Source organism: Streptomyces sp. NPDC002754 (assembly GCF_053592315.1).
This window is the reverse complement of the sequence record NZ_JBSFVM010000001.1, coordinates 104,670-130,658: the sequence shown is the minus strand read 5'-3', so window position 1 is coordinate 130,658 and position 25,989 is coordinate 104,670. Positions and strand designations below refer to the sequence as shown.

Genomic DNA, 25,989 nt, shown 5'->3' with positions numbered 1-25,989 from the left:
GAACGTCAGGACACCTTCGGCATCTCACCCTTGGCCGCCGTCACGTCGATGACGGAGAACGCGGCGCCCTGCGGGTCCGCGACCGCCGCGAACCGGCCGAAGGGGGTGTCGGTGGGCCCGAAGTGCAGCTTCCCGCCCAGGCGTTGCACGGTGGAGACGGCGGCGTCGCAGTCGCCGACGACGAAGTACACATTGACGTACGAGGGCACATGCGGCGGGAAGTCGTCCGTCATCGCCATGCGGCCCATGGTCGGCTCGCCGTTCAGCTCCCAGACGTTGAAGTCGATCTGGTCGTCCTCCATCTTCTTCACGCCGTAGCCGAAGACGGTGGGGAAGAAGGAGTCGGTCTTCGCGGCGTTGCGGGTGTTGACCTCGGCCCAGCAGAACGCGCCGGGCTCGTTGACCTTCTCGAAGCCCTCGTGGGTGTCGGGCTGCCAGACGCTGAAGACGACGCCCGCGGGGTCCTGGGCGGTGACCATCGTGCCGAACGAGGCGACCTGCATCGGGTCCATCATGAGGCTGCCGCCCGCGTCCCTGATCCGCTCGGCGACCGACCCGATGTCCGCGGTGGCGAGGTACAGGTTCCAGGCGGGGTGCACGCCCTCCGCGCCCGGCATCTGCGGCACGAGCGCGGCGACCCTCTTGCCGTCGGGCGTCTTCGCCTGCGTGTAGTTGCCGAACTCGGGGCTGCCCTCGTCGTAGGTCCAGCCGAACAGCTCCGCGTAGAAGCTCTTCGCGGCCTCCACGTCGGGGAACATGGCGTCGGCCCAGACCGGCGCGCCTTCAGGACGAGCGGACATGAGTGACACCCTTCCGTCGGTCGCCGGGCACGACACGGCCCGGCAGGCATGCGTCCACGCTAGGCGCGGCGGGCGTGCGGCGCGATCCGGTCGGGTCCGGAGGGCAGCCCGTTTCCCACTTTCCCACTTGAGGCGAGACGGTTCGTCTTGTTATGGTGACGTCATGGCTTTCCTTTACTTCTACGTCTGAGTCCGGCACGGCCGATGCCGCCGTTTCCGCTGTCCGTAGACCCCCTTCACATTCCAGGGAAGCCCCATGCGCGAACGCGCCCATACCCTCGTGCCCACTGCCGTGGCACAGCTGTCCGTCAAGGACGTCACCAAGTCCTACGGCACCCGGACCGTCCTCGACCAGGTCCGCTTCACCGTCCGTCCGGGCGAGAAGGCCGCCGTCATCGGCGAGAACGGCTCCGGAAAGTCGACCCTGCTGCGGCTGCTCGCCGCGGCCGAGACACCGGATGCCGGGGAGGTCACCGTCGGCTTCCCCGGCGGCATCGGCCACCTCACCCAGACCCTCGACCTCGACGCGGACCGCACCGTGCAGGACGCCGTCGACCTCGCCCTCACCGAACTGCGCGCCATGGAACACCGGTTGCGGCGTGCGGAGGAGACCCTCGGCGCGGCCTCGGAGGATGAACTCGCCGCCTACGGCGAGCTGTTGATCGCCTACGAGGAACGCGGCGGATACGAGGCGGACGCCCGCGTGGACGCCGCCATGCACGGCCTCGGGCTCGCCCGGATCACCCGCGACCGCGTGCTCGGATCACTGTCCGGAGGCGAGCAGTCCCGGCTCGCGCTCGCCTGCGTCCTGGCCGCCGCCCCCGAACTGCTCCTCCTCGACGAGCCGACCAACCACCTCGACGCGGCAGCCGTGCGCTGGCTCGAGGAACAACTGCGCGCGCACCGCGGCACCGTCGTCGCGGTCACCCACGACCGCGGCTTCCTGGAGCGCATCGCCACCACGATCCTGGAGGTCGACCGGGACGCACGCACGGTCCACCGGTACGGCGACGGCTGGGCCGGCTACCGCGCCGCGAAGGCCGCCGCCCGGCGCGGCGCGGAGCAGCGGTACGCCGACTGGGTCGAGGAGGTGGCCCGCACGGAGGAGCTGCTGGAGGCCGCGGCCAGACGGCTCGCCGTCACGGGCGGCGACCCGAAACAGGGCTTCGGCAAGCACCGCCGCTCCAGCGAGGCGAAGCTCGGCGGGCAGGTGCGCTCCGCCCGCGAACGCCTGGGGCAACTGCGCCGCAACCCGGCGCCGAAGCCACCGGCACCACTGCGCTTCACGACGGCGCTGTCGGCGGCGGACGAACCCGCCGCCGCGCAGGGGCCCCTCGCCGAGCTCGACGGCGTACAGGTCGGCAAGCGGCTGCGCCTGGACGGGCTCCTCACGCTCACGCCCGGCGACCGCCTCCTGGTCACCGGCGAGAACGGCGCGGGCAAGACGACCCTCCTGCGCGTCCTGGCCGGCGACCTGGAGCCGGACGCGGGCACGGCCCGCCGCCCCGCCCGGATCGGCTACCTCGCGCAGGAACTGCCCACCCGCTCCACACGGCTCCCGCTGCTCGCGGCATTCGCCGCCGGGCGGCCCGGGCTGCCGGACGAGTACGCCGAACAGCTCCTGACGCTCGGCCTGTTCCGCGAGGAGGACCTGCACGTACCGGTGGCCGCCCTGTCCGCGGGCCAGCAGCGGCGCCTTCAGATCGCCCGCCTGGTGACCCGCCCCGCGGACCTCCTCATCCTCGACGAGCCGACCAACCACATCGCGCTCGACCTCGTCGAGGACCTCCAGGCGGCGCTCGCGATGTACCCGGGAGCGGTGGCCGTCGTCTCGCACGACCGCGATTTCCGCGCGAAGTTCGAGGGGCGGCGCCTCGAACTGCGGGCGGGTCGCCGACACTGATCAGCCCAGGCGCCCCGCTCAGCGGCGCGTGGCCACGACCAGTCTGCACCGCGGGCTGCCGTCGGGCCGCGCGCCGAGTTCGGGCAGCGCGTGCAGCGCCACGTCGAATCCGGCACGGCCCAACTCCCGTCGTACGTCACCGAGTCGGAACGGCCGGTAGTACATGACGAACGGAGGTCGCCACACCACGTTGCGCACCCGCATCGCACCGTCGAAGCCGAGCATTGCCCAGTAGCCCACCGAACCGGGGACCGCGGGCGCGGGCAGCGGGAACGCGAACTGCCCGCCGGGGCGCAGCACTTGGCACACCTCGGAGAACAGCCGCGGCCACTCGCGCGGCAGGAAGTGCCCGAACGCCCCGAAGCTCACCACCAGATCGAAGACCTCACCGAAGGGCAGCGCGAGCGCGTCCGCGCGGACGCAGTGGGCCGGCGGTTCGCCGCGCCGCGCGACGTCCAGCATGCCGCCGCTGAAGTCCACGCCCACGGACCGCCCGACACCCGCCTCGCGCAGCACACGCAGGCCCGCCCCGGTGCCGCAGCACAGGTCGAGCCCGGTGTCGTACGGGCCGAGCCCGGCGAGCGCGCGGCCCACCGAATCGAGCACGACATCCGGCGTACGGAACGGCGTGTGGTCGAATTTCGGCGCCAGCAGGTCGTACCCCCGCTCGACCGAGGAGAGCGCCTGAACGGCCAGCTCGCGGAGGGTGGGACCGTGATCGGAGAACATGGCGGATCAGCATAGGGCGCGCCGCCTCCGAAGCCGGGGCTTGCCGCGCGGCAGGGTTCGGGTGGTACGGTCTTAGTGGTACATGTGCTCGCCCGTTTCGAGGCGCCGGTACCGAATCACTCTCTTCAGCGCTTTTGATCCGACGGTTTTCCCGTCGCCACGCAGCGCACGTCATCCCTGGTCAGCGGCTTCTGGCGGGCTCTTCACCCGTCGCCGTACGCACCAGGTTCTCCCCGGCCGCAGGGCGCGCTCAGCCGCCCCTGCCCTTCGCCGGATCCCCTCCCTTCCCTGCCCTTGTATGCCTGCCGCGTCCGCGGCTCGGCCCGCGAAAGGACCTGTGATCACCATGACCACGGCCACCACTATGAGCACGACCTCCGCTCCACCCCAAGAACCCGTCCGCGCCGCCGGCGTCCTCGACATCGGCGGGAACGGGCACGGTTTCCTGCGGGCGGCCGACCTGATCCCGACGTCGCACGACGTCCAGGTCCCCGCCCACCTCATCCGCCAACTCGGCCTGCGCAAGGGCGACTTCGTCGACGGGACGTGCGGGAAGCCGCACTCCCTCGCGCACGTCGAGACCGTCGGTGGCGCCCCCGCGGAGGCGACCCGTCGCCGCCCGCGCTTCGCCGACCTCACCCCGCTCCACCCCAGTGAGCGGTTCCGCCTGGAGCACCCGGCCGCGGCGCTCGCCGGACGGGTCGTCGACCTGTTCACGCCCGTCGGCAAGGGGCAGCGCGGCCTGATCGTCGCCCCACCGAAGACCGGCAAGACGGTGCTGTTGCAGCAGCTCGCCGCCGCGTTCGCCGCGAACCATCCCGAGGCCCACCTCATGGTGGTGCTCGTCGACGAACGCCCCGAGGAGGTCACCGACATGCGCCGCTCCGTGCGCGGCGAGGTGTACGCCTCGACGTTCGACCAGCCGGCGAAGGCGCACATCGCGCTCGCCGAACTCGCGGTCGAGCGCGCCAAGCGCCTCACCGAGCAGGGCCGCGACGTGGTGATCCTCCTCGACTCCCTGACCCGGCTGTGCCGCGCGTACAACAACGCGGCCTCCACCAGCGGCCGTACTCTGTCGGGCGGTGTCGACGCGGCCGCCCTGCACGGCCCGAAGCGCTTCTTCGGCGCGGCCCGCGACGCCGAGGAGGCAGGCTCGCTGACCATCCTCGCCACCGCGCTCGTCGACACCGGATCCCGCGCCGACGACTACTACTTCGAGGAGCTCAAGAGCACCGGCAACATGGAGCTGCGCCTGGACCGCGTCCTCGCGCAGCGCCGCGTCCACCCGGCCGTCGAACTCACCCCGTCCGGCACCCGCCGCGAGGAACTCCTGCTCCCCGCAGCCGAGTTGACCGTCATCCGCGGACTGCGGCGCGCCCTGCAGAGCCGGGACCCGGCCGCCTCCTACGAGGCCCTGCTCGACAAGCTGCGCCAGACCCCGGACAACGCCACGTTCCTGCGCCAGGCCCAGTCGACCGTGCCGACCTCCTGACGCCGCCCCCATATGCGTAATACTCGACACATGAACGCGAGCATTACACGCCGTGGGGGAACTCCGGCGGTCGGCATCCGGCGGGCCACCACCCAGGACGCCCGGCGCCTCACCCGCCTCGTGCGCGGCTCCAGTGCCTACCGGGATCCGTACGCCTCGATGGTCGCGGGCTACCGGGTGGGACCCGACTACGTAGAGGCGCACCACGTCTACGTAGCCGTGGATTCGGCCGACGAGCGCGTGCTCGGCTTCTACGCGCTGCTCACCGAGCCGCCGGAGCTGGACCTGATGTTCGTCGCGGACGAGGCGCAGGGCCGGGGCATCGGGCGGCTGCTCGTCGACCACATGCGGGCCCAGGCGCTGGCCGCGGGCCTCGACCACGTCCGCGTCGTCGCGCACCCGCCCGCCGAGGGTTTCTACCGCTCCATGGGCGCACACCGCACCGGCACGGTGCCCGCGCGCCCGCCGGCCGTCGCCTGGGACCGACCCGAACTCGAATTCGCCATTCCTCCGGCCGTCTGAGGTCTTCCGCCCTTGCCCGGTACAGCGCACACTCGTGGGCGTCGGAATGCGGCAAGGAGGCCACATTGGGCAGCAGTCAGGCACGCGCCGAGGCGTTCGACGTGATCGTGGAGATCCCGCAGGGGTCCCGGAACAAATACGAGATGGACCACGATCTCGGCCGGATCCGGCTCGACCGGATGCTGTTCACGTCGACGCAGTACCCCGCGGACTACGGCTACATCGAGGGCACGCTCGGCGGCGACGGCGACCCGCTGGACGCACTCGTCCTGACGGGCGACGCGACGTTCCCCGGCTGCGTCATCGAGTGCCGGGCGATCGGCATGTTCGTGATGAGCGACGAGAAGGGCCCGGACGAGAAGGTGCTGTGCGTGCCCGCGCACGATCCACGGCACGGCGCGACCCGGGACATCGAGGACATCCCCGAGTTCGACCGCCTGGAGATCACCCACTTCTTCGAGGTCTACAAGGACCTGGAACCCGGCAAATCGGTCGACGGCTCCCACTGGGAGGGCCGGGAGAAGGCCTACGAGGAGATCGACCGGGCCCGTCAGCGCGCTTCAGGGTAGGTAGGGCCTGTATTGGGTTCTGGTCTGGATCAGGGAGCGGGGGCTGGCGCCTTCGGATCCAAGGCGGAGGAGGGAGGCGACGCGGAGCGTCGTCGACCGACGACAACACCGGAGACGGAGGCGCCAGCCCCCGCGAGCCCAGAGTAGAACCCAATACAGGCCCCTAGTAGGGTGGCCGGGCCGTGGTGCTCGGGAAGACCGGTGACGGCCCCCAAGGGGCCCATTCCGGAGCGGCCCTCGCCACTGTGATCGGGTTTCGGACAGCGCCGTCCGGAGCGCGCCGTTCCACCCTGTACGCCACTGGCGGCCGTCGGCCACTGGGAAGGCCGGAGCGGCGGGCACGCCCGTAAGCCAGGAGACCGGCCGCGGCATCTCACGAAGTCATTCCACGAGGTGCTGGAGCGTGATCGACGCATGACCCTGCCCGGGAACTCCCCGAACCCTGCCCTGAATTCCCCCTCCCCTGCCTTCCGTTGGCGCCGCGAGGACACGCTGCGCACGGCCGGCCTGATCGCGGTGATCGCCGCGCTGCACGTCGTCGCGTTCGGCGTGCTGTTCCTGCTCGTCGTCCCCGAGCACTACGAAGTGGGCAACAAGGCCTTCGGTATCGGCCTCGGCATCACGGCGTACACGCTCGGCATGCGGCACGCCTTCGACGCCGACCACATCGCGGCCATCGACAACACCACCCGCAAGCTGATGGCGGACGGCAAGCGGCCCGTCTCGGTCGGCTTCTGGTTCGCGCTCGGCCACTCCAGCGTGGTGGTCGCGATGGCGGCGCTGGTCGCGGGCGGCGCTGCGCTCGCCGGCACCCTGCTGAACGACAACTCGGGCACCCACCAGGTACTCGGCGTCGTCGGCACGACCGTGTCCGGTACGTTCCTGTACCTCATCGCGGCGCTCAACCTCGTTGCCCTGATGGGCATTTTGAAGGTCTTCAAGGCGATGCGCGCGGGCTCGTACGACGAGCGGAAGCTCGAGGAGCACCTGGACTCCCGCGGTTTCATGAACCGGATCCTCGGCCGCTTCACCAAGTCCATCACCCGGCCGGGACAGATGTTCCCGCTCGGCTTCCTCTTCGGTCTCGGCTTCGACACCGCGACCGAGGTGACGCTGATGGTGATGGCCGGCAGCGGCGCGGCGGCGGGCCTGCCGTGGTACGCGATCCTGTGCCTGCCGCTACTGTTCGCCGCGGGCATGAGCCTGTTCGACACGCTCGACGGCACGTTCATGAACTTCGCCTACCAGTGGGCGTTCTCCAACCCTGTGCGCAAGGTGTTCTACAACCTCACCATCACCGGCTTGTCGATCGCGGTGGCGTTCTTCATCGGCACGATCGAACTCGTCGGCGTCCTGCACGACAAGCTCGACCTGAGTGACGCCGTCACCGGGTGGATCGCCGGTCTCGACCTCGACAACGTCGGGTACGTGATCGTGGGCCTGTTCGTGGTCGTGTGGGTCGCGGCGATCGCCTACTGGCGCCTGGCGAGGGTCGAGCAGCGGTGGTCGGCGAGGATGGCCGACGGCACGTAATTCGGTTGCCGGGGCGCGCGCGGTCCACTGCTGCACTGATCGCAGCGGCATTCCCGCGCGCCCCTACCGTGAGGACCGATCCATGCGCACGACAGACATGTTCCTTCAGAAGGCCCCTGCCCTCTCCCCCATGGACATGACTGTCAGTGCACACTCTGAATCTGGGCATTCTCGCGCACGTCGACGCCGGTAAGACCAGCCTGACCGAGCGCCTCCTGCACACGGCCGGGGTGATCGACGAGCTCGGCCGCGTCGACGACGGAAGCACCCGCACCGACTCCCTCGACCTGGAGCGCCGGCGCGGCATCACCATCAAGTCGGCCGTGGTGTCGTTCCCGGTGGCCGGCACGAACGTCAACCTCGTGGACACGCCTGGCCACCATCGGTCTGCGGGTCGACCCGGCGCCGATCGGCTCGGGCGTCGCGTTTCGGCTCGGCATCGAACTCGGCTCCCTCCCCCTGGCCTTCATCAAGGCCATCGAGGAGGCCGTGCACAGGACGCTGCGCCAGGGAATGCTCTGCTGGCAGGTCACCGACTGCACGGTGACGCTGACGCACTCCGGATACGCGCCGCGACAGAGCCACGCGCACGCCGTCTTCGACAAGTCGATGTCGAGCACGGCGGGCGACTTCCGCGGGCTGACCCCGCTGGTCCTGATGAGCGCACTCACGCGCGCGGGCACGGCGGTGTGCGAACCGATGCACCACTTCCGCCTGGACATCCCGGCCGACCTGTACGGAGCGGTACTGTCGTTGATCACCCGACTGCGGGCCGTGCCGACGGGGCAACGCACGGACGGCGGGGCATGGACCACGGTCGACGGGCTGACCCCCGCGGCCCGGGTGCGCGCCCTGGAGCAGCAACTGCCGTCCCTCACCCGGGGCGAGGGCGCCCTGGAGGCCGCCTTCGACCACTACGCCCCGGTCCGCGAGGGCGCCCCGCGCCGCTCCCGCACGGACCACGGATCAAGCCCGGCCTTTGGACGAGAGCCCGCGGGGTCCGGGGCAGAGCCCCGAGGCCGTGACGCCGGTGGGGTGCCACACGGGAGGGGGCGGGCGAATCCGGGCCATTCGGCCCACCGGTAGGGCCCCTTGGCCCCGTCCGCCGCGAGCCGCGCGCTGAGATGCTGCGGTATCGAGCCTCCCGTGCCCTCGTCCTCCCGCAGCGGCGCGCGGTCGAGGCCGAGCCCGGGCCCGCTGTTCGCAGAAGGGGGAGCCGCGAATGGCGGGCCCGTCCGGGCCTCCGCCCCGGCTTCGTACACGCGTCCGCCGCGCCGTTGTGGCAACTCGCGCGCAAAACGGCCCAATCGGAACGATAAAGTGGCTCGTCAACCCGCACGCGCCCGATCACTCAGGAGTGCCTACGTGTCCGTATCCCCAGGTCGGGGACTTACGGCCTTCAGGCGGGCCTGAACATTGGCCGGATTGATGCTGTTCAGCCACTCGCCGGGTCCGGCGAGCATTTGAGTCGGGGGGATGTCGAACACGTCGGCGATTTTGTCGATGTCTTCGAGGCGCCACGGCGCCTTCCCATTCACGCGGTAGCTGACGGACGTCGAGCTGACACCGAGCAGTGGAGCGAAGGCCCCGAGAGTCAGCTCGGCCGTGACGACGGCGGCACGCATGGACATGGAGAACTTGGCGTTCGTCCCAGCGCGGTAGATCGGGTTGGTCTGCATGTGGCTCATCCTAACGTTTCTGTTGTGAATCTTAAAGCTGTGGCCTGATTCGCTTAAGTCAGGCTTGATGTTCCAACCCGTTGCCGTCAGTATTTAGTTCGCCACTTCGCCACCCCGCGCCACCCCAACCGCCACCCCTGTCACGACCCGGGCTCGGTGCGCTGCAACATGAAGCCACGCTAGCGCTTTGGAAGACTGGCAGAGCGGTGTTAAGCCGTACTTGATTCTGCGAAGTGTCCATGTCTATGGTTGCGGCATGACCCCCCACCCCCACACCCCGACGGCGCACACATGCGCCCCCTGCATGCCCGTGGCAACTTCTGCCGCACGGGCCGCTGCGGGCGTCCGTGGGGTGCGCGCGTGATCGGCTGGGGCCGTGACTTCCTTGGGGGCATCAGACGTACGCCATCCCCCGAAAGCCACTTCACGAAGCTCGCCAACAAGGCCCACCGGGACAAGCGGATCAGCCGCCGGGCCCGCGGGCTCCTGGGGGAGATCGCATCCCATCAGGACGGCCGCGTCATCACCGTCGAGTTCCTCATGACCACGGGCCCCGAGGGCCGCGCCGCGATCCGGACCGCGCTCAAGGAACTTGAGACGTTCGGGTACCTCGCCCGTGAGAAGCACCGGAACACCGATGGCACGTACGGCGACGAGGAATGGCGGATCACCGACGACCCGGACCGCTACGACCTTGCACGTAAAACCGCAGGTCAGAGCCAGCGTCCAGAAACCGACCTCTGGTCGTCCGCTCCAGACGCCGACGAGCTTGCACGCAAAACCGCAGGTCAGAGCCACGGGCCAGTTGCCGACACGGCACCTTGCACGCAAAACCGCAGGTCAGAGCCAGCGTCCAAGAATCCACCGGCGGCAAATCGCACACATAAGAAGAACAACAACCAGAAGACCAAAGAAGAACAGGCGCACCCCTCCGGGCGCCCGCAGGGCCTCGCTGGCGTCTCACCAGAGGATGGAGTCGATGCGGCTGCGCCGCGTCCGGACGTGAGCCCCCGGGTTTTGGTGTTCAGGGCGCTGCCCGTCGAGCTGCGGACCCACGCTGCCCGGCCGCTGCCCAAACGCCCGCCGGTGCCTCTGGCCGATCTCATCGACCAGCAGCTACGCGTACGCAGCACCGAGCAGCTCATCGACCGCATCGAGCGGCGGTGGGTCGACCACGGCTACGAGGACGCCGCGCACTCCGCCGACGGCCCCGGCCTCGATACCGGCGTCGGTGTCGCCATGGCGTTGCTGCGTGAAGGCGCCTGCGCCGATGCCCGGTGCGAGGACGGCGCCAACGTGGACACGGGCGCCGACTGCCCGCTGTGCGTCGACCACCTCGCCGCCCGCCGCCGTGCACGCGCCGAGGGCCTCGTCCCGCCCGACCGTGGCCTGAACGCCGAGCGCGCCGACGACCTCGCCGAGTGCGCCGTCGAGACCTGCCGCAAGCCGTTCAAGCGCGGCGCGGAGGTCCCCGAGGACGGACTGTGCGACGAGTGCCGGGCCGCGATGCAGCGGGCCGCCTGGGTCGTCCACAAGGGCGCCGGCCGTCCGGGCCCGCCGCCGCCGCAGGACACATTGCCGCCGCCGGTCATCGAGGGCGACGGCGACAGCGAAGACAACGTGATCGATTTCGAGGAAAGGAAGGGCCGATGGCAGACGATCTCGTGATCAACCGGCGTAGCAACGTCTACCACCGGCCCGACTGTCAGCACGCGAAACGGCTCGTGATGATGGGCTACGGAGCCCACACCACCACCGAGCATCTGGCTCTGAACTCGTACGCCCGCCCCTGCCCCAAGTGTCACCGTGACCGTGAGCGGCGCAAGGCACGCCAACTTGAGTTCGAGGCCCGCCAGAGCCTGAGCCGCTCGTATGTGGAGCCGATCGCCGTCGAGCCCGTTCCGGCGGGGCAACCGGCGATCACTTTGTACGACCCGGCCGAGGACCGAGAGATACCCGCCAAGGGCCTCATACGCCCCTGCCCGCACTGCCGGACACCCATCGACTTGCGGCGTACCGGCGGGGACCACGACATGCCCACGGCGCTGCAACCCGGCGAGTATCCGGCACGCCACATACCCGCCCAGCTCCACCGGCAGCTTCTGTACGGGCTCGTCTACCCGGGCCGGGGCGACGGATGGGTGCGCATCCCGCATCACGCCGTCTGCCCCGCACGCCCCGAGCCCGAACACCCAGGGCTGCGTGACATGTGGCGCGCCCTCGCGATCCGCCGCCGACGACGGGAGGCCTCATGACCCGCCGTTGCTCTCGCCGCGCTTTCTGCTGCGGTGAGCTGTGGGGAGCCGAGACAGATATTCGAACAGGATCCCGTAGCGGCCCTGGCGCGTCCCGGCACGCTCACGCCCCCCGTCCGCCATAAATCCCGTGGAAGTCCATGCATCCGGCTGGCAAACGGGTGAAGCCCTGGGGTGTCGCCTGACCAGCGACGATCCCTACCTGTTTCTCTCAGCCGAGCGCCTACCGGATTCGGTAGACGAAGCGTCAACAAGACGATGGAATCCCGTGTAACGAGGGGGGCGAGAGGCCAAGCTTCACTCGGAACGGTTCGAACGGCAGCCGCCTCGACAGGAGTTACTCGTGCCAACCACCAGCCAGCCGATAAGCAGTGACGACGCAGTCGCCTCCGTGATCTTCCGACGCCAGCCGTACCCCGCGACCGGCCTCGCCGTCGAGATCACCCGGACCGCCGCCGTGTCGCCGAGGACACTCCTCGAACTGCTGCGCGGCCTGACCGTCCGGTTCCGCAACGACGCCGGAACCCCGGCCGGGGACCCGGTCATCATCGACGGCCGCGAAGCCCTCGGCGCCGTCCTCGTCCGCCCCGGCGAATCCGACACCGCGGAGGTCACCGCGTTCACCGCCGGACTCCCCCACGGTCAGCTCGCCGACGAACTCCAGAAGATCGTCGAGGAGTTGGAGGTGGAGTTGGCCGAGGACGAGGAACAGCCGACGCCGCCCAGTCCGCCCGTCTCGCGCGCCGAGGAACGGGCCGCCGTCGAGGACTTGCCCCGCTACCGGGAAGACGAGGTCGGCGAGAGGGGGACCGGATGAATCACGCCCTGACGGTGACCCTGACCCGTCACTGCCCCGACCGTCCGCCCATGGAGTCGATCGTGGGCGTCACCGAGTACGAGCCCGGCGACCCCGGCATACTGGCCTCGCTCGTCGAGCTGCTCGACGCGATAGCCGACGAGATCTGCCGCGTAGCGATCACCGGCACCGGCGACGCCGGGGAGGTAGCGCCGTGACTGCATCCCAGAGTCCGCGTACGCGCGCACGGCACGCGCGCCCCACCCGGTGGCAGCGCCTCGTCGAGCGGACCCGCGAACGCACCGTACGGGTGTCCGATCTGCGGCCGGTGCTGCGGATCATCGACGGCCAGTTCCCCGCCCGCGTCACCCTCGGCGCGAGCCCCGACGCCTGCATTCATGCCGCGACCGGCGAGGCCGCCGCCGACGGCCACACACGCCGCACAGCGTGCGGCCGCACGTTCCTGCGCCCGCACGCCGAGCACACCCCGCGCACCCACGCGCAGAAACGATTCTGCGAGCAGTGCCGCACCAGCCTGGAGAACCCATGCCACGACTGACACCCGAGCTGATAGACGCCCGCCGACAGCACATAGAAACGAGCCAGGACCACACCCTCGCCACCTGTCAGGCCATCCACACACACGAATGGATGCTGTACCGCGACGTCCTCGAAGCGATCGCGGGCGGACACGCCTTCCCCGAGGCGTTGGCGCAGGCCGCCATCGGGCCGCAGGCGGAGCCCTGAACGCTGCTCGTCCACTGGCCCCCGACCGCATGGCGCGACCCCAAGGAACCCCACACATGACCCCGGTCGGCCGCTATCCCTCGGACCCGCGCCCCCGCGACCGGTTACCCCAACTTTCAGGGAGGCAAGCGCATGGTGCAGCGGCGTGTGTACGACGACCCCGACGAGCCCGCGCCTCCGTGTTCGGCGCACCCCGATCTGTGGTTCCCCGATCCGGGGCGCCGCGAGAGTGATCACCGGTTGGCGCTGACGGTCTGCGGGCGGTGCCGGTACCGGCGCGAGTGCCGACAGGCGGGTGAGGACGGCGACGAGCGGCACGGCATCTGGGGCGGCCAGAACCGTACCCGTGGGCAACGGCCGCCGCCGCGCAAGCCGCGCCGGAGTCAGTGACCGTGCGGGCATTGCGGTGTCCGTTCGGTTCATTCGTTCGAAGTCACTGACGGGAACCAGCCAACCGCTTAGGGTGTTGGTGGCGAGCAGGGGATGGGGGCTACTTCATGTGGGCCGGTTGGTCTGCAAACCCCCACCCACAAACCCCCACCCCTGCCGGTCAAGCGGGAACGGGGCCCCCTCGCCGTCCCCTGTCCAGGGGACCCCGTTCCACCCTCACGCGGTGAACGCACGGAACCTACCCGCCAGTTCAGGCGGGCAGCAATCCCGCCGACGAGAAAAGATCATCCACCGCCGTCTCATCGACCGGGACACCGAACGCCACCAGGGCGCCGTGTTCGTCGACGAGATCGACGAGACGGAGCTGCTCGGCGGTGAACTCCAACTGGCGCGGAACGATGTTCGCCGCCGGGCGCCCGACGCCCGGACACACCACCCGCCGCTGTGCCGCATGATCGTGCCGCCACATGCGCGCGCCACTGGTCACCGCTACATCCTGACGCCCGCACTCCGGGCATTGCCCTATCGCATAACGAAGCATCCGAAATCCCCTGTCTCTCACGACGAGAGTCACACGCACACGCGAGGAGTAGCAACAATGTTCACTGGCGACCAGGCAGAGGCCACCGTCGAGACGGAACGCCAGTGCGTACTGTGCGGCCAGACCAAGCCGATCACCGCGTTCGCGAAGGTGGGCGCCAACAGCCCCTACCGGCGCCGCCAGTGCGGGCCGTGCCGCTCCAAGCGCATGATCCTCCTGCGCAACAACCCGGACATGCCCCGACAGTGGCCGGCCGTCCGCACCAATACCCGCTACCGCGTGGGCGACGAGGGCCGGGTGTGCACGGCGTGCGGGGTGTTCAAGCGGTGGCCGGACTTCAACCGCACCTCAAGCCGCCAGCATGCGCGCGGCCACGAAGCACAGTGCCGTAAGTGCGTGAACGTGAAGCGGAAGGCGAAAGAGGGCCGCTAACGGCGGGGACGGGACCGGCACCGGGATTCGGGGCCCGGTGCCGGTCCCTCTGAACGCAGCCGGGGGACATGCCCGCGCACCTCGGCTCGCACGATCACAGTAGCGGCGTGATCCCGCCAAGGTGGCCGGTTTCAGTAGGTGGGCCAAGGCCCGGTGCATTCCAGGCAGATACGGGGCGAGGAGAACAACGCGAGGTGTGCGCGCGCCTCGTCGGCGGTGAGGCATTCCTCGGGCCTCGTCCACGACGGCTCGTCGCCGTCGGCGACGCGTTGCAGGACGGGACAGGTGGTGTGGTGCATCCTGCGCCCCGCAGGCCAGAAGTATCGGCCGGTCACCGGCCCCCCTCGCTACGAGGATCCGCCTCGAATGCGCGGCCGTTGGGGTCGAGGATGAACGGGTTGCCCTCGGACCCGTCGCCGCCCGTCACCATGCCGTCTCCGTCCAGTGCGTGGCGCAGGGTGCGGCCGACGAGGGCGACGAGGCCGGGCATGTCCGCGTAACTGATCTCGGCCTGTACCTGCATGCGGGGCTCGTCGGCGGGCCCGGCCGCGCTCACGTACAGGCCGCCGACCCACGGCCCGGAGATCTCCGCCTCATGGTCGCCGGTCTCGTACAGCATCCACTCGACAATCCCCGGCTTCCAACCGGGCACCGGGCGCGGCATGTTCTCCCGCACCCACGCCTGCGCCTGGAGCAGCGCGGTGTGCAGGGCGGGCAGGTCGCCGACGGCGAGGACGAGAACGCCCTGACCGTCACGGCGCGGCACGTGTACGGCCTCACTCGTCTCGTGCCAGGACCGGAGATAGAACGACTCGCCCCGCATCTCGACGCTGTACGGCACGGCTTCGGCGAGCTGCGGCTGAACGGCTCCCACGATTGGCTCCAAGCGGGGTGAGGGTGTTGAGGGTGGTTGCAGGCTAACGGCCTGCCCAGGCGCGCCGTAGCTGTTCGAACCGGCGCGGGAGGGGGAAACCCTCCTCTCCTGCGTGGCGGGCGTTCAGGCGACCGATGAGCCGGTCCCACGAGCGGGACATGCCCGACGGGTGGATCGGCATCCCCACGTGATGCAGGCTCCCGTCGGGGCGGTGCGCGGCCCGCACCGTGACGAACAGTGCGCGGACGCGGTCGCCTTCGATCGGCCCGTGCTGCACCCGCTCCCGCACGGCCATCCACCGGGCCAGGACCGTGACCGCGTCCTCGCCCAGCAGATACGTCTGCTCATAGGAACGGCCGGCCGCGGGCCCCGGACGCCGGTGCTCCACCGTCACCCGGCCCGCCGTAAGGTCGAGGTCGTCGACAGTGAGCGCGTACAACTCCCCCACACGCGCCCGGCCGTTCGAGCAACGGGCCAGCGTCACCACCGCGGCGAGACGCACATCCTCCGGCTTCGCACCCTTGCCTTGAGCCTCGTCGACGACGAGCCGCCAACAACGCTCGGCAACATCGAAGGGCACCGCGGGATGAGTCGGATTCGGCGTCGAAGGCATGCCCCACAGGCTATCCAGAGGGCTGTGACCTCAAAGTTCACCCTCTCGCACCCCCGCTTCACGGGGAAGCTCTGTACTGTCTCGTGCCTGTAATACGTAATCAGTCGTGCACGGACAGTAGCGGCCGGGTGGGGGGATTTCACCCCCCGGGTTTCACCCCCCACCCAGTCAGGCGACACCCGCCCGGCACGCCTCGACGAACGCGGCCACCTGCCCAGGGGCGAGCCCGGCAACCATGTCCGCCGTAGCGAGGGCCCCGGCCGCATACGCCAGCGTCTCGGCCTCCGTCATCGGCGGGGAGTCGACCCCGGCGGCGGGCAGCGTCCACCGGTACATCCACTCACCCCGGCCCTCGTCGTACTCACTGACGGGACTGGCGATGATGGCGTGTTCGTCCAGGAACGCCAGCGTGCGGCGCAGTTCCGGGTTCGGCTGCTCGGTCATACGGGGCTCCCTCAGGTTCGGTTCATTCGGTCAGCGGCCTGCGCGTACTGGGACGCGTCCTGCGGGTCGCGGCCCACGCCTCGACCTCGTCGGCGTCCCACACCGAGCCCATGCGCAGCTCGGCGATCGGCGCCGGGGCGCCGGGTTGCTTGAGGGCGCGTTGGGCGGGTTGCTTCTGCACTCCCATATGGTCGGCGGCCTCGGCCAGCCCGTACAGGCGCAGGGGCCGGCCGTCGCGCTTCCTGATGGTCACGGGGTGCCTCTTTCTTGAGGGTTGGTCAGCAGGCAATGCGGCGTGCATGCTTCGGCGTGGCGCCCTTGAGGGGGGCGAGGGGGCCGACCCATATGGCGACGTCGAGGGGCTCGTCCGGCGCCCAGTAGAAGGATTTGCGGGCGACCGAGGCGAGGGCCTGCGCGAAGGCTTCATAGCCGATGGTGGCTTCGTCGAAGTCCGGCTCAAGGGCGACGGAGTGTCCGGCGACGATCCGGCCGTCCCGGTAGGCGCGGGCGAAGATCATGCGGGGGCCGTCGGTGTTCGTCATGGCGGGTTCCTTTCGGTGTGGGGCGGTGGTGGACGCCCCGTCGTTCTGGTTCCACCCTACCCCACAAAGGTTCACCCTGTCACCTTTGGGTGCGCGGTGGGACAGACTCGATTCTTGACATGGTCATGACCTCAAAACTTGACAGGTACACGACACGCGACGGAGACGCGAAGGACCCCCGCCCCCGGGCCCCCGAAGGGGCCCCCGGAGGGGCCCCCGGAGGCCGGGCCCTCAGCCCTCGACCGGCACCAGGTGCGGATCCGACAACGCCTTGCGCGTCACCCGGAAGACCCCCATGCCCTCGATCTCGACGGTGTCCCCGATGCGCACCGTACCCAGCTCCGGCGCCCGCTCGATCGGCCGGGCGGCAATGACGCTCGCGACGGCCGACAGGCGGACGGTGCCGTCGCTGTAGGCGCAGACCTTGTGACGGAACTCGGGGTTGTGGAAGCCGGGGCCAGCGGTGCGGAAGACTCCGCGCGACTCGCGGCCGTAGTTGCCGGGGACGAGGGTCACGTAGTGGGTGGTGGTGGCGTTCACGGTGGTTCCTTTCGGTGTGCGGGGCGGTGGTGGGCGCCCCGTTCGTTCTGAGTAGAACTCTACACCATTAGGTTCATTCTGTCACCTCAAAGGGGTGCGGCGTAGGCCACACCGATTGGCCCGTTTTTAGGCTCCATATCCATTTTACCCCATCTAGGTTCATGCTGTCACCTTTGAGGGGGGTGGGGTACATCACACCGGGCGCCCCGAGTGGTAGACGCGGATAAGCGCGGCAGCCTCGCGCTTCGCATCCCGCAGCGTGCCCGCCTCGCCGTACCCGATCACCTTCGTGAGCGCCGGAGCACTGTCACGCTGACAGTGATAGCCCCACCGGCCCGTCCCGTCATCCCGCGCGGCGCTCGCGGTGTAGCCGGAGGCGGTGCGCCGGTACATGCCCGCCATGACCTTGACCCACCCCCCGGCGCTCACGCGGCCACCTCCTCGAACACAGTCATCGCGTGGCGCTCGCCGTGCAGGCTGCTGCCGCATCCGTCACAGGCGGACCGGCTGAACGTGTCCGTCTCGCAGTCGCACTCGACCACGTCGCCGCAGAAGTTCTCGCCGCGGTGCTCGGAGCGCATCATGCCCATGGCGGTGTTGCGCGGGTCCAGCTTGTTCAGCGGCTCGCCGCCCTCGTGCCCCTCGGGGGCGTGGCAGCCGCCGCACTCGCCGTTCGCGTGGTGGTGGATGCAGTCGACGCAGACCCAGACGGTGCAGCTCTGACGCTCGTTCATGGCGGGTTCCTTTCGGTGTGGGGCGGTGGTGGACGCCCCGTTCTTCGTGGTTCCCACTCTACACATTTAGGTTCATGTTGTCACCTTTAGGGGGGTGGACCCCATCACCCCAACCGGTTCGGGTTGTCGATCCAACACGTCGTCGACGCCGCACGCCGCACAGGATGACGACGAAAGACACCGCCCCCCTCGACCACCTCACCCCCCGCCACCCGCTCCGCCACGCCCTGGGCGTCGAGATCGTCCCGCGCCCCGTACACCTCCACCTCGACCGTCCGCGTCTCGACCACGAACACCCGGTAGTGCCTCGGCCCGCTGCTCACGCCGCCACCCCCGACGGCCCCCGCTGCTCGAACGAACCGACCGGCCACACGCGCGCCTCGCCGAGGTAGCGATACGTCGAATCCGTGCACCGGCGGCACCACTTCTGCCCCTCGCCCGGCCACCCGGCCTCACGGTCGAGCCCGGCCCCGCACATCGCGAGCGCCGTCCACCCGCCGCCGTACGCTTCCCGCCAGCCGTCCGCGGCCACGACGTGCACGAGGATCTCGCGGCCGTCGTTCAGCCGGTAGCCGTACCCCGTGCCGCTCATACGGCAGCCTCGGCGTACTCGACGTCGTCACACCGGCACCCGTCCGTCATGCACGGAAGCCGGTCGCCCTCGGCGAGCGCGGACGCGTGCTTGACCGAGCCCGAGTGCCCGCACACACACAGGGCCGCACGGTTACGCACCCCGGCCGCGTGGGCGCGCTGCTCGTACTCGACCACAGCCGCCGCCCGCGCGGCGTCCCGCTCGGCCTCGGCCAGCAGCTCGGGCCCGTTACTGAAGTCGTCCCACACCAGCGACAGGGCACGGTGCAGACGCACGGAGTCGCGCGCCGCTTCGGCGATCACGCGCCAGGAGTGCAGTTGGCCTCGCGCGATCATCGCGTCCGTCATCGCACGGGCCACGGACGGCGGGGCCGCGGTGACCGTGTCGGCGTAGTCACGGAAGTCCTGGGTGTGCGGGTCGGGTATACGCATGGCTGATTCCTCTCGATCGAGGGTGTGTTGATCAGGGTGCCGGGCGGCACTGACAGTGCGTCTCAGCCGAACTCATGGGTGAGGCCGACCAGGTCCGGGACGTCCGAGTCCGTGATCCAGACTTCATGGACGGCGTTCCCTTGGGGGTGGCCGGTGCCGGTGAGGGGGAACACGTGCTCCTGCCACCAGTCCGACCAGGCGTCCCCGCCCTGCGGGGCCGGGACGGTCGCAGTGTCGGTGGTGATGATCTCCGTGCCGTCGTCGTACGCGTTGCACACGAGCACAGATATCCACGCCGTGGCGCTCACGCGTCGCCCTCCCCGTCGTTCTCGGCGCACTCGGGGCAGTCGTCGTCACACCGGTCCCTGTCGCCGTACGCGTGCACCTCGCAGCGCATACACGGGTCCACGGTCAGCGTGAGGACACCGTCGGTATAGACGGCTCCGTTGAAGTCGTCGACGCGGGTGTCCTGGGGTTCGTTGCAGTGTCCGCAGTTCACTTCATGCGGGCGGTACAGAGCCATGAGGGGGCCTTCCGGGGGTCGCCGGCCAGGCCGGGCGCCGCAGCGCCCGGCACGCGGGGGGACGGTCAGACGGCGGCCGGACGGCGGCGCGGGGACAGGGGCAGGCCGAGGGCATCCGCCCACGCATGAAGATCGGCCTCACAGAGCCAGTCGCCGTTGAAGTCCTGGCCCCAGCCGAGGTCCTCACGCTCGTCCGCCATGCAGACGAACTCGCAGCCGGAGTCGGCGCACTCGGTGAGTTCGATGTCGTCGGCGGCGCGGGTGATCAGCAGCATTTCAGGGGTTCCTTTCGGTGGGGGCCGGTGGTGGACGGCCCGTCGTTCTTTCATCAAACTTACACACACACCGCCTCGCAATGCAAGTCTGATGAACACTTGCGGCATGGGTCACATTTGTTCACCAGACTTGTATCTGCGACCCGTCCGCATATACGTTTGATGAAAGAACGACGGGGCGCCCACCACCGCCCCACACCGGAAGGAACCCCTCATGGACAACTGGAACCCCTGCCGTGAGTGCGGGGTCTGGTTCGATCCGGGCCCCGACGAGGACCCCCACTACTGCTCGCCGGAGTGCGCGCTATGACCGAACCCCGACACAGCAGTCAGGCGAGAGGAATCGTGTACGCGCTCGCTCATCCCCGTACCGGAGAAATCCGCTACATCGGTTCCACTACCAGGACTGCTGCCAAGCGGTTCGCCGAGTACAGGTACAGCGCGGCCGGGGAGGCTCGCCGCCGAGATCTGAAGGCGAAGGGCTTGCCATTCCACGACTCCAGACCTCTGGGTACCTGGCTGCGCCACTTGTGGCGCTACAAGATGCAGCCCGTGATGATCATTCTGCGTTCCGGAATCGACGACAAAACGGAGCTACGTGCCGCCGAGCGTGAAGCGATCATTGCGCACGCCGACCAGGGGGCACGGCTACTGAACGTCCCCCACAACAAGGGGCGGCGGGATACGTGACCGTGCTCGTAGAGCAGCGGTCGGCCACGCTAAGTAAAGTTAGGTGCACATTTCCACGACAGGGGGAGTTGCACCTAATGCCAGCCGACGAGGCCATGTCTCCAAGCCAGATCGCGCGGTTGTGGGGCGTGTCCCACGCCACCGCGGGCCGACACACGGACAAGCTCGGCGAGCCGGTCAACCCCGGCGCCGCCCGCCCCAGATACACACGTAAGGCTGCCATCGAGGCCGGCCGACTGCTCGGGTACCTCGACGGCCGGGGGCGGCCCGTCGAGCGCAAGGAGGAGATCCGGCCCACTCGGCCGATCCCCCTGCCGTTCGACTCCCCCGCTACGGGCAAGCGCCTGTACTTCGTACCCGACGTCGCGGCGATGTTCGGCATGGACCATGCGGGCGTACATCAGTGGGTGACACGGCGAGTGCTCCCCAAGGGCGGCGATGAGCCAGAGATCACGGGGAAGTACCCGGCGTGGCACATGTCCACGCTTCGCGATGTCGCGAAGCGGGTCCGCCGCCCGTTCAACGACAAGGCAAAACGAGCGTGACGAGCAACGACGATCCGGCAATGAAGATCAAACAGATAACGGCAGAGATCTTCCCCGGTACGGCAGAGTCGACGGTGCAGGCGTGGGCCAGGACCAGGATGTTTGGACCCCCGGCCGGGAAGGTCGGCCGAGCCTATGTCTGGTTCCGGTCGCAGGTCATCGCCGGGGCCAAGGCGGCGGGCAAGCTGGACGCCGACGGCCGCCCTGTCCCCACTTCGCGCGGCGTAGGTGCACACCGGTGGTTTCCCCAGGGCCCGCACTACGACACCGACGGAACGCTGCTGCTGGCGCGGCAAGAGGTTCTGACGATGTTCGGCGTCCCCGGCAAGCGCTCGACGGCCGCCGTCAGTTACCGGTGGATGGTGCAAGGCATACGAGGCTTCCCAACCGATCCTGACCGGCACCTCATGACTCGCCCTCTGTGGCGCGTGGACAGGCTCACCGCGTGGGCCGACGCGCAGGGCATCGACTACGACCTACCCGCCGACCCTCAAAGGTGACAGCGTGAACCTACTTGGGGTAGAGTAAAACCCAGAACGGGCGCCCACCACCGCCCGCAAAAAAGGAAGACCGGCCCCCACGTGGAAGGCCGGCCATCCGTACCGAAAGAACCCTGAGAGAAACGGTCACCCGAGCCATGACAACTCATGCCACTCGATCCACCACAGAAGAGCAGCCGACCGAGACTCCCGAAAGGAACTCCACGACCCAGCCTACCGGGCCTACGCCCCGAGGATTGAACGCCCTGCAACGGGACTACCTCCTACGCCCACTCGACGCCCGCCGCGTACGGCAAGACGCGAAGGGGTTCAATCACCTCGAAGCCTGGGACATCAGGCGCACACTTCTGCGCTATTTCGGGTTCGGCGGCTGGTCGTACACGAATGACACGCAGCTCGTCCGCGAGATCGAGCACCCGGCGGCCACCACCGACGGCCGCTCGCGCTGGACGGTCATCTACCGCACGAAGCTGCGCCTGGAGATCTTCGATCCGCACGGCAACCGGCTCGCGTTCTTCGAGGAGTACGCGGCCGGGGACGCGGCCAATCAGAAGTCGCTCGGCGACGCGCATGATCAGGCGATCAAGACGTCGGAGTCACAAGCCCTTAAAAGGGCCGCGACGAACCTCGGTGATGGTCTGGGGCTGTCCCTGTACGACGGCGGCGGGCGCCTCCTCGACAACGGGACCGTTCAGCCGGTCGTTCAGGCCACACTGGACGTGCACGGCACCGCTCCGAACGTGCGCGATGAGCCGGTCCGAGGCGAGCAGCAGCAGGAGGCCGCGTGAGCTTCACCGAGGACGCCGCCGCCGCAACCGCGGCGGCGGCCGACCGTGCCGCCGAGGACCGCGAGCAACAGCCCGCGTGGATTCCCGTGAAGTCGGCCGAACTGTCGGCGTTGCTGCGGTCGTTGTCGGCGCAGGCGGATGTGATCGCGGAGCAAGGGCGGAAGCTGGACCGGATCGCGGAGCACCTCGGGGTGGAGGAGTAGGGCCGGGGCCGTGCGGCGGGCCACACCCCCCAAAGGTGACAGCGTGAACCTAATGGTGTAGAGTTCTACTCAGAACGAACGGGGCGCCCACCACCGCCCCGCACGCCGAAAGGAACCCCCGATGTACGACTACGACTACCGCGACGGAATCCGCCGAGGCGACCGCGCCGCAATGTCCTTCAATTACGACCCCCGCCCCATCCTGCGAGGCGAACACGGCGCCGGGACGATGTATACCGACGCCGAGCTGGACGCCATGCGGTGCACCTGCCCGGACGACCTCGCGCCGTTCTGCCTGATCGGCCGCCCCTGCGAGGCGTGAGCCAGGCCCCACCCACGGCGGGGCGCAGTGCACCGACCGGCTCCCGCACCAGGGCAAGCCGCCGCACTGCGCCGCGCACGCGGCCCCGCCGCCCGGTATCGAGGACGGACGGCGGGGCCCGAGACAGGACAACGGAACCGCCGCCGGGTGTGCACCCGCATCGCCACGGCGTTCGCTCGCCTGCCTGTACGACGTACAACCCGGCCCGCGCGAAACGGATGCGCCGGGCCCACATGACCACCCATCCGGGCGGGCGTCCACGCTTCGTTGACGCACAAGACCCCCAGGTCTCAGCGACGGACACACCGTCAAGTCATGCGCCTGTCAAGTATCGAAGTTGACCGAAGGGACCTTCGACCACCCCATTCGGGGCGTTCGCCCCTGACCAACTAAGCCCGCACACACTTACGTTGGGCTTACCGAAAAACCCCTCCACCACCACACCGCAAGGAACCCCCACCATGAACGCCACCACCACCCGCCGCCGCACCCGCATCACCCTCGCCGCGGCCGGCCTCGCCACCGCCGCTCTCGCCCTCACCGCCTGCAACGGCAGCACGGACAGCAGCAGCGCCCCGAAGAAGTCCGCGTCCGAGGAGGTCGCCCCGGCGGCCAAGGCCGCGCCCGCCGAGGAGAAGACCGAGGCCAAGCCCGTCACCCTCTCCGGGCACGGCACGAACAAGACGAAGAAGGTCGACCTCAACGGCGACTACAAGGTCAAGATCACATGGTCCGGGAACACGCTCGGCGGGACCGAGTCGAACATGATCCTCACCCTCCAGGGCGACGACTTCGACATGAACCAGCTGGTCAACAACATCAGCGCCTCGGGCAGCACGACCACGCACGCCTACGACCTCGACGGCGCCTACTACATCGACGCCATGGCCGATGGCGACTGGACCGCCACCTTCACCCCCGCCTAAGCCCCGCCCTCCCCCACCCGAAGGACCCCCCCCGCCATGCCGGTCATGCACGCCAGGGGCGCAGACTGCACCCTCACCTTCGACGGCGCATACGTCGAGATCACCCGCACACGCAGCTTCACTCGCGGACAAGGCGACAAGCGCATCCCCGTAAGCCAGATCACTGCCGTGCGGTGGAAGGACGCGGGCCGCATCATGGGCGGGTTCATCGGCTTCACCATCGCCGGACACGTCGCATCCCGCGCCGAACACCACCGCCTCGGCCTTGCCACCTACGACGCCGTCAACGACGAAAACGCCGTCGTGTTCCCGAAGAAGGAAACCGCCGCGTTCGAGGCGATCCGCAAGGCCGTGGACGACGCCATCGCCGCACACCAGACCCCCACCGCCCCCGCCGCCGCGTCGGGAGCCGGTGAACTCGCGAAGTACGCCGAGCTGCACACAGCCGGTGTCCTGTCCGACGAGGAGTTCGCCACCGCCAAGGCACGCATCCTCGCCACCCTCTAACCCCGCCTGATCAACCCTCCCCGCACAGCGAGGCACGCCACCATGACGATCACGACGGCCCAGACCTGGGGCCCCGCCCGCGAGACCCGCACCGTCTTCGACGGCTTCGGAGAACCGGCAAGCCCGGAGCGGATCGAGCAGGAGATAGAACGGTTCATCGGCCAGCAGGCCGCGCACGGCTGGACCGTGGTCCACCGGCAGACCGGCGCCGCCCTGATTCAGTCCCAGACCGAGAAGAGTGACACCACGGGGAACATGGCCAAGGCCGGAGGCGTAGCTGTGGGCGGGATCGGCGTCCTGTCGATGATCGGCGGCGTGTTCCTCATGCTCCTCGGGGTCCTGCTGTGCCTCACGATCATCGGTGCCGTCTTCGGCATCCCGATGATCATGGCCGCTGTGGCGATGTTCGGCGGCGGCGCCGCAGCCGGTGGGCTGGGAGCCGCGTCCGGAGCGGCCGGGATGGCTTCCGGCGGCCCGAGCACCATCTACCGGCGTGTGTCCGTCTGGGCGGACGAGACCGGACGCCTGTACGCGAAGGACGTCGGCTAGCCCACCCGGTAGCGTGGTACTGCCGTGGTACCATCTCGGTATGGCTCTGAACCTCCGACTCCCCGAGAAGACCGACCGCACGCTTGCCGACCGGGCCGAGCGCGAGGGCCGCAGCAAGCACGACCTCATCCTGGAAGCCATCGACGAGGCCAACGAGCGCGCCGAAATGAGCATCCACACGCTCCTCGACGAACTCATGTTCACGCAGGCCGAGACCCTGGACCGCCTCCAGTGACCGTGCGCTACCTCAAGCTCTACGAGGTACAGGCGGTCGCCGCACGCATCACGGGCAGCGACCACGCCGTCCGTGACGTCGGCCTCCTCGTCTCCGCCATCGAGCGCCCCAAGACCGACGTATTCGGCACCGAGGCCTACCCCACGCTCCACGAGAAGGCCGCCGCGCTCCTGCACTCCCTCGCGCGCAATCACGCGCTCGTCGACGGCAACAAGCGCACCGCGTGGCTGTGCTGCATCGCCTTCCTGCGCTTCAACGGAGCCCCCGCGACGCGCCCCGGCTACCCGGACGCCGACGCCGCCGAGCCGTTCGTTATCGACGTCGCCCAGGGCGGCCTAGAAGTGCCCACGATCGCCAAACAGCTCGCCGTCTGGTTCCCGGCCGCATAACTGCCGCCTCCTCGCTCATCCGCCCTCGCCCCGTCCGCCGGACGAGGGCGATCTGCGTTCAGCGGCGGGTGTTGTCGACGACGAGCCGCAACGCAGGCCGGCCGCGGGCCTCGGCGTCGGTGGCGGGCCGCTCGGGCACGCGCGGAGCGCGTACCGGCTCGTCGTTGAAGATCTCGCCCGTGCACATGGTGCACCCGCATCCCGTCGCCGGATTCACCGCCACCGCGGCCCCCTCTTTGATCGTCTCTGGGCGCCCACTGTAAACGGTCCGAAACCGTGCACCGCCCCCACCTGCGGATGAGGGTTATCTACCCGCTTCGTGGGCTTCGTCGCAGGTCAGAGGCTGGTTAGGCTTCGTGGATCACCACCACGGAGGGGC

The 25,989-nt window shown here is 69.4% G+C and carries 44 protein-coding genes, 2 pseudogenes and 1 riboswitch; of the genes and pseudogenes, 26 read left to right on the top strand and 20 right to left on the bottom strand.

The features are described from left to right. Positions 1-5: 5 nt before the first annotated feature. Complete coding sequence (locus tag ACWD2L_RS00770) at positions 6-800, bottom strand: VOC family protein (protein ID WP_351330442.1); 795 nt, start codon at positions 798-800, stop codon at positions 6-8. 256 nt (positions 801-1,056) lie between these two features. On the opposite strand from ACWD2L_RS00770, the gene abc-f reads away from it, so the two are divergent. After that, positions 1,057-2,703 carry a ribosomal protection-like ABC-F family protein gene (abc-f, locus tag ACWD2L_RS00765; RefSeq protein ID WP_351330444.1) on the top strand — a complete coding sequence of 549 codons (1,647 nt, stop codon included), beginning with the start codon at positions 1,057-1,059 and terminating at the stop codon, positions 2,701-2,703. Between the two features lie 18 nt (positions 2,704-2,721). On the opposite strand, the gene ACWD2L_RS00760 is transcribed toward abc-f, so the two are convergent. Beyond that, on the bottom strand, positions 2,722-3,432 hold the full coding sequence (locus tag ACWD2L_RS00760) for a class I SAM-dependent methyltransferase (RefSeq protein ID WP_351330446.1): 711 nt from the start codon (positions 3,430-3,432) through the stop codon (positions 2,722-2,724). Between the two features lie 346 nt (positions 3,433-3,778). On the opposite strand from ACWD2L_RS00760, the gene rho reads away from it, so the two are divergent. The 6 genes and pseudogenes from rho to ACWD2L_RS00730 form a co-directional block, all read left to right on the top strand. Continuing rightward, positions 3,779-4,924 (top strand): transcription termination factor Rho, encoded by a 1,146-nt coding sequence (rho, locus tag ACWD2L_RS00755; RefSeq protein WP_351330447.1) that lies wholly within the window; start codon positions 3,779-3,781, stop codon positions 4,922-4,924. Between the two features lie 30 nt (positions 4,925-4,954). Continuing rightward, positions 4,955-5,446, top strand: a complete 492-nt coding sequence (locus ACWD2L_RS00750) for a GNAT family N-acetyltransferase (protein WP_351330449.1) — start codon at positions 4,955-4,957, stop codon at positions 5,444-5,446. 65 nt (positions 5,447-5,511) lie between these two features. Beyond that, positions 5,512-6,015, top strand: coding sequence for an inorganic diphosphatase (locus tag ACWD2L_RS00745; RefSeq protein ID WP_351330451.1), 504 nt, complete (start codon positions 5,512-5,514; stop codon positions 6,013-6,015). A gap of 166 nt (positions 6,016-6,181) precedes the next feature. Beyond that, a riboswitch (cobalamin riboswitch) is annotated at positions 6,182-6,397 on the top strand. 32 nt (positions 6,398-6,429) lie between these two features. Then, positions 6,430-7,548 (top strand): Nickel transporter NicT, encoded by a 1,119-nt coding sequence (locus ACWD2L_RS00740; RefSeq protein WP_351330453.1) that lies wholly within the window; start codon positions 6,430-6,432, stop codon positions 7,546-7,548. A gap of 146 nt (positions 7,549-7,694) precedes the next feature. After that, a pseudogene (locus ACWD2L_RS00735) lies at positions 7,695-7,928 on the top strand (GTP-binding protein); the annotation flags it as partial. Beyond that, a pseudogene (locus ACWD2L_RS00730) lies at positions 7,921-8,511 on the top strand (GTP-binding protein); the annotation flags it as partial. The pseudogenes ACWD2L_RS00735 and ACWD2L_RS00730, both read left to right, overlap by 8 nt. Before the next feature lie 398 nt (positions 8,512-8,909). Here the strand turns inward: ACWD2L_RS00730 and ACWD2L_RS00725 are convergent. Further along, a complete protein-coding gene (locus ACWD2L_RS00725; protein ID WP_451187029.1) occupies positions 8,910-9,227 on the bottom strand; it encodes a helix-turn-helix domain-containing protein in 318 nt (105 codons plus the stop codon). Positions 9,228-9,587: 360 nt separating this feature from the next. On the opposite strand from ACWD2L_RS00725, the gene ACWD2L_RS00720 reads away from it, so the two are divergent. The 7 genes from ACWD2L_RS00720 (at position 9,588) to ACWD2L_RS00690 (ending at position 13,415) form a co-directional block, all read left to right on the top strand. After that, on the top strand, positions 9,588-10,895 hold the full coding sequence (locus ACWD2L_RS00720) for a hypothetical protein (protein ID WP_451187027.1): 1,308 nt from the start codon (positions 9,588-9,590) through the stop codon (positions 10,893-10,895). Beyond that, complete coding sequence (locus ACWD2L_RS00715; RefSeq protein WP_451187026.1) at positions 10,877-11,482, top strand: DUF6083 domain-containing protein; 606 nt, start codon at positions 10,877-10,879, stop codon at positions 11,480-11,482. The genes ACWD2L_RS00720 and ACWD2L_RS00715 overlap by 19 nt, the downstream gene beginning before the upstream one ends. Before the next feature lie 343 nt (positions 11,483-11,825). Continuing rightward, a complete protein-coding gene (locus ACWD2L_RS00710; RefSeq protein ID WP_451187025.1) occupies positions 11,826-12,299 on the top strand; it encodes a hypothetical protein in 474 nt (157 codons plus the stop codon). Further along, on the top strand, positions 12,296-12,496 hold the full coding sequence (locus ACWD2L_RS00705; RefSeq protein WP_451187024.1) for a hypothetical protein: 201 nt from the start codon (positions 12,296-12,298) through the stop codon (positions 12,494-12,496). Before ACWD2L_RS00710 ends, ACWD2L_RS00705 begins: the two co-directional genes overlap by 4 nt. Further along, positions 12,493-12,837, top strand: a complete 345-nt coding sequence (locus ACWD2L_RS00700; protein ID WP_451187023.1) for a hypothetical protein — start codon at positions 12,493-12,495, stop codon at positions 12,835-12,837. The genes ACWD2L_RS00705 and ACWD2L_RS00700 overlap by 4 nt, the downstream gene beginning before the upstream one ends. Further along, a complete protein-coding gene (locus ACWD2L_RS00695; RefSeq protein ID WP_451187022.1) occupies positions 12,825-13,025 on the top strand; it encodes a hypothetical protein in 201 nt (66 codons plus the stop codon). Before ACWD2L_RS00700 ends, ACWD2L_RS00695 begins: the two co-directional genes overlap by 13 nt. Positions 13,026-13,157: 132 nt before the next feature. After that, on the top strand, positions 13,158-13,415 hold the full coding sequence (locus ACWD2L_RS00690) for a WhiB family transcriptional regulator (RefSeq protein ID WP_451187021.1): 258 nt from the start codon (positions 13,158-13,160) through the stop codon (positions 13,413-13,415). 250 nt (positions 13,416-13,665) lie between these two features. Here ACWD2L_RS00690 and ACWD2L_RS00685 read toward each other — a convergent pair whose 3' ends face one another. Continuing rightward, positions 13,666-13,902, bottom strand: a complete 237-nt coding sequence (locus ACWD2L_RS00685; RefSeq protein WP_451187019.1) for a hypothetical protein — start codon at positions 13,900-13,902, stop codon at positions 13,666-13,668. Positions 13,903-14,013: 111 nt separating this feature from the next. Here ACWD2L_RS00685 and ACWD2L_RS00680 point away from each other — a divergent pair, with 111 nt between their 5' ends. Continuing rightward, on the top strand, positions 14,014-14,388 hold the full coding sequence (locus tag ACWD2L_RS00680) for a hypothetical protein (RefSeq protein WP_451187017.1): 375 nt from the start codon (positions 14,014-14,016) through the stop codon (positions 14,386-14,388). 131 nt (positions 14,389-14,519) lie between these two features. Here ACWD2L_RS00680 and ACWD2L_RS00675 read toward each other — a convergent pair whose 3' ends face one another. The 15 genes from ACWD2L_RS00675 to ACWD2L_RS00605 all read right to left on the bottom strand — a co-directional run bounded on the left by ACWD2L_RS00675 (position 14,520) and on the right by ACWD2L_RS00605 (position 19,956). Continuing rightward, positions 14,520-14,687, bottom strand: coding sequence for a hypothetical protein (locus ACWD2L_RS00675; protein ID WP_451187015.1), 168 nt, complete (start codon positions 14,685-14,687; stop codon positions 14,520-14,522). A 32-nt stretch (positions 14,688-14,719) separates the two neighbouring features. Beyond that, a complete protein-coding gene (locus ACWD2L_RS00670) occupies positions 14,720-15,262 on the bottom strand; it encodes a hypothetical protein (protein ID WP_451187014.1) in 543 nt (180 codons plus the stop codon). A 43-nt stretch (positions 15,263-15,305) separates the two neighbouring features. Next, positions 15,306-15,875 (bottom strand): tyrosine-type recombinase/integrase, encoded by a 570-nt coding sequence (locus tag ACWD2L_RS00665; RefSeq protein WP_451187012.1) that lies wholly within the window; start codon positions 15,873-15,875, stop codon positions 15,306-15,308. Positions 15,876-16,043: 168 nt separating this feature from the next. Then, entirely contained in the window at positions 16,044-16,319 is a 276-nt protein-coding gene (locus ACWD2L_RS00660) for a hypothetical protein (RefSeq protein ID WP_451187010.1), read from the bottom strand. 22 nt (positions 16,320-16,341) lie between these two features. Then, the gene (locus ACWD2L_RS00655) at positions 16,342-16,572 is read right to left on the bottom strand and encodes a hypothetical protein (RefSeq protein WP_451187008.1); all 231 of its coding nucleotides are present in this window, start codon (positions 16,570-16,572) and stop codon (positions 16,342-16,344) included. Positions 16,573-16,597: 25 nt separating this feature from the next. Next, complete coding sequence (locus ACWD2L_RS00650; RefSeq protein WP_451187006.1) at positions 16,598-16,861, bottom strand: hypothetical protein; 264 nt, start codon at positions 16,859-16,861, stop codon at positions 16,598-16,600. 231 nt (positions 16,862-17,092) lie between these two features. Then, positions 17,093-17,401 (bottom strand): hypothetical protein, encoded by a 309-nt coding sequence (locus ACWD2L_RS00645; protein ID WP_451187004.1) that lies wholly within the window; start codon positions 17,399-17,401, stop codon positions 17,093-17,095. A gap of 192 nt (positions 17,402-17,593) precedes the next feature. Further along, entirely contained in the window at positions 17,594-17,830 is a 237-nt protein-coding gene (locus ACWD2L_RS00640; protein WP_451187003.1) for a hypothetical protein, read from the bottom strand. Then, on the bottom strand, positions 17,827-18,135 hold the full coding sequence (locus ACWD2L_RS00635; protein WP_451187001.1) for a hypothetical protein: 309 nt from the start codon (positions 18,133-18,135) through the stop codon (positions 17,827-17,829). The genes ACWD2L_RS00640 and ACWD2L_RS00635 overlap by 4 nt, the downstream gene beginning before the upstream one ends. 104 nt (positions 18,136-18,239) lie before the next feature. Next, positions 18,240-18,458, bottom strand: a complete 219-nt coding sequence (locus tag ACWD2L_RS00630; protein WP_451186999.1) for a hypothetical protein — start codon at positions 18,456-18,458, stop codon at positions 18,240-18,242. Further along, positions 18,455-18,727, bottom strand: coding sequence for a hypothetical protein (locus tag ACWD2L_RS00625; RefSeq protein ID WP_451186997.1), 273 nt, complete (start codon positions 18,725-18,727; stop codon positions 18,455-18,457). Before ACWD2L_RS00625 ends, ACWD2L_RS00630 begins: the two co-directional genes overlap by 4 nt. Continuing rightward, positions 18,724-19,158 carry a hypothetical protein gene (locus tag ACWD2L_RS00620; protein ID WP_451186995.1) on the bottom strand — a complete coding sequence of 145 codons (435 nt, stop codon included), beginning with the start codon at positions 19,156-19,158 and terminating at the stop codon, positions 18,724-18,726. The genes ACWD2L_RS00625 and ACWD2L_RS00620 overlap by 4 nt, the downstream gene beginning before the upstream one ends. Positions 19,159-19,220: 62 nt before the next feature. After that, positions 19,221-19,466: a hypothetical protein gene (locus ACWD2L_RS00615; protein ID WP_451186993.1), complete on the bottom strand. Its 246-nt coding sequence runs from the start codon at positions 19,464-19,466 to the stop codon at positions 19,221-19,223. Then, positions 19,463-19,681: a hypothetical protein gene (locus tag ACWD2L_RS00610; protein ID WP_451186991.1), complete on the bottom strand. Its 219-nt coding sequence runs from the start codon at positions 19,679-19,681 to the stop codon at positions 19,463-19,465. The genes ACWD2L_RS00615 and ACWD2L_RS00610 overlap by 4 nt, the downstream gene beginning before the upstream one ends. A gap of 65 nt (positions 19,682-19,746) precedes the next feature. Beyond that, entirely contained in the window at positions 19,747-19,956 is a 210-nt protein-coding gene (locus ACWD2L_RS00605) for a hypothetical protein (RefSeq protein ID WP_451186990.1), read from the bottom strand. 306 nt (positions 19,957-20,262) lie between these two features. Here ACWD2L_RS00605 and ACWD2L_RS00600 point away from each other — a divergent pair, with 306 nt between their 5' ends. From ACWD2L_RS00600 to ACWD2L_RS00550, 11 genes are all read left to right on the top strand, one after another. Next, positions 20,263-20,646 (top strand): hypothetical protein, encoded by a 384-nt coding sequence (locus tag ACWD2L_RS00600; protein WP_451186988.1) that lies wholly within the window; start codon positions 20,263-20,265, stop codon positions 20,644-20,646. A gap of 77 nt (positions 20,647-20,723) precedes the next feature. Next, on the top strand, positions 20,724-21,191 hold the full coding sequence (locus tag ACWD2L_RS00595; protein WP_451186987.1) for a hypothetical protein: 468 nt from the start codon (positions 20,724-20,726) through the stop codon (positions 21,189-21,191). Next, the gene (locus tag ACWD2L_RS00590; RefSeq protein WP_451186986.1) at positions 21,188-21,691 is read left to right on the top strand and encodes a hypothetical protein; all 504 of its coding nucleotides are present in this window, start codon (positions 21,188-21,190) and stop codon (positions 21,689-21,691) included. Before ACWD2L_RS00595 ends, ACWD2L_RS00590 begins: the two co-directional genes overlap by 4 nt. Before the next feature lie 236 nt (positions 21,692-21,927). Continuing rightward, the gene (locus tag ACWD2L_RS00585; protein ID WP_451186984.1) at positions 21,928-22,479 is read left to right on the top strand and encodes a Rad52/Rad22 family DNA repair protein; all 552 of its coding nucleotides are present in this window, start codon (positions 21,928-21,930) and stop codon (positions 22,477-22,479) included. Beyond that, positions 22,476-22,682, top strand: a complete 207-nt coding sequence (locus ACWD2L_RS00580) for a hypothetical protein (protein WP_451186982.1) — start codon at positions 22,476-22,478, stop codon at positions 22,680-22,682. Before ACWD2L_RS00585 ends, ACWD2L_RS00580 begins: the two co-directional genes overlap by 4 nt. 121 nt (positions 22,683-22,803) lie before the next feature. Continuing rightward, positions 22,804-23,004: a hypothetical protein gene (locus ACWD2L_RS00575; protein WP_451186981.1), complete on the top strand. Its 201-nt coding sequence runs from the start codon at positions 22,804-22,806 to the stop codon at positions 23,002-23,004. Positions 23,005-23,465: 461 nt separating this feature from the next. Beyond that, the gene (locus tag ACWD2L_RS00570) at positions 23,466-23,930 is read left to right on the top strand and encodes a hypothetical protein (protein WP_451186979.1); all 465 of its coding nucleotides are present in this window, start codon (positions 23,466-23,468) and stop codon (positions 23,928-23,930) included. Positions 23,931-23,966: 36 nt separating this feature from the next. Beyond that, positions 23,967-24,437 (top strand): DUF4429 domain-containing protein, encoded by a 471-nt coding sequence (locus tag ACWD2L_RS00565; protein WP_451186977.1) that lies wholly within the window; start codon positions 23,967-23,969, stop codon positions 24,435-24,437. A gap of 42 nt (positions 24,438-24,479) precedes the next feature. Beyond that, positions 24,480-24,986 (top strand): DUF5362 family protein, encoded by a 507-nt coding sequence (locus ACWD2L_RS00560; protein WP_451186975.1) that lies wholly within the window; start codon positions 24,480-24,482, stop codon positions 24,984-24,986. Positions 24,987-25,026: 40 nt separating this feature from the next. After that, positions 25,027-25,221 (top strand): ribbon-helix-helix protein, CopG family, encoded by a 195-nt coding sequence (locus ACWD2L_RS00555; RefSeq protein WP_451186973.1) that lies wholly within the window; start codon positions 25,027-25,029, stop codon positions 25,219-25,221. A 2-nt stretch (positions 25,222-25,223) separates the two neighbouring features. Then, the gene (locus ACWD2L_RS00550) at positions 25,224-25,610 is read left to right on the top strand and encodes a type II toxin-antitoxin system death-on-curing family toxin (RefSeq protein WP_451187696.1); all 387 of its coding nucleotides are present in this window, start codon (positions 25,224-25,226) and stop codon (positions 25,608-25,610) included. A 58-nt stretch (positions 25,611-25,668) separates the two neighbouring features. Here the strand turns inward: ACWD2L_RS00550 and ACWD2L_RS00545 are convergent, their stop codons facing one another. Continuing rightward, entirely contained in the window at positions 25,669-25,833 is a 165-nt protein-coding gene (locus ACWD2L_RS00545; RefSeq protein ID WP_451186971.1) for a hypothetical protein, read from the bottom strand. Positions 25,834-25,989: the final 156 nt, after the last annotated feature.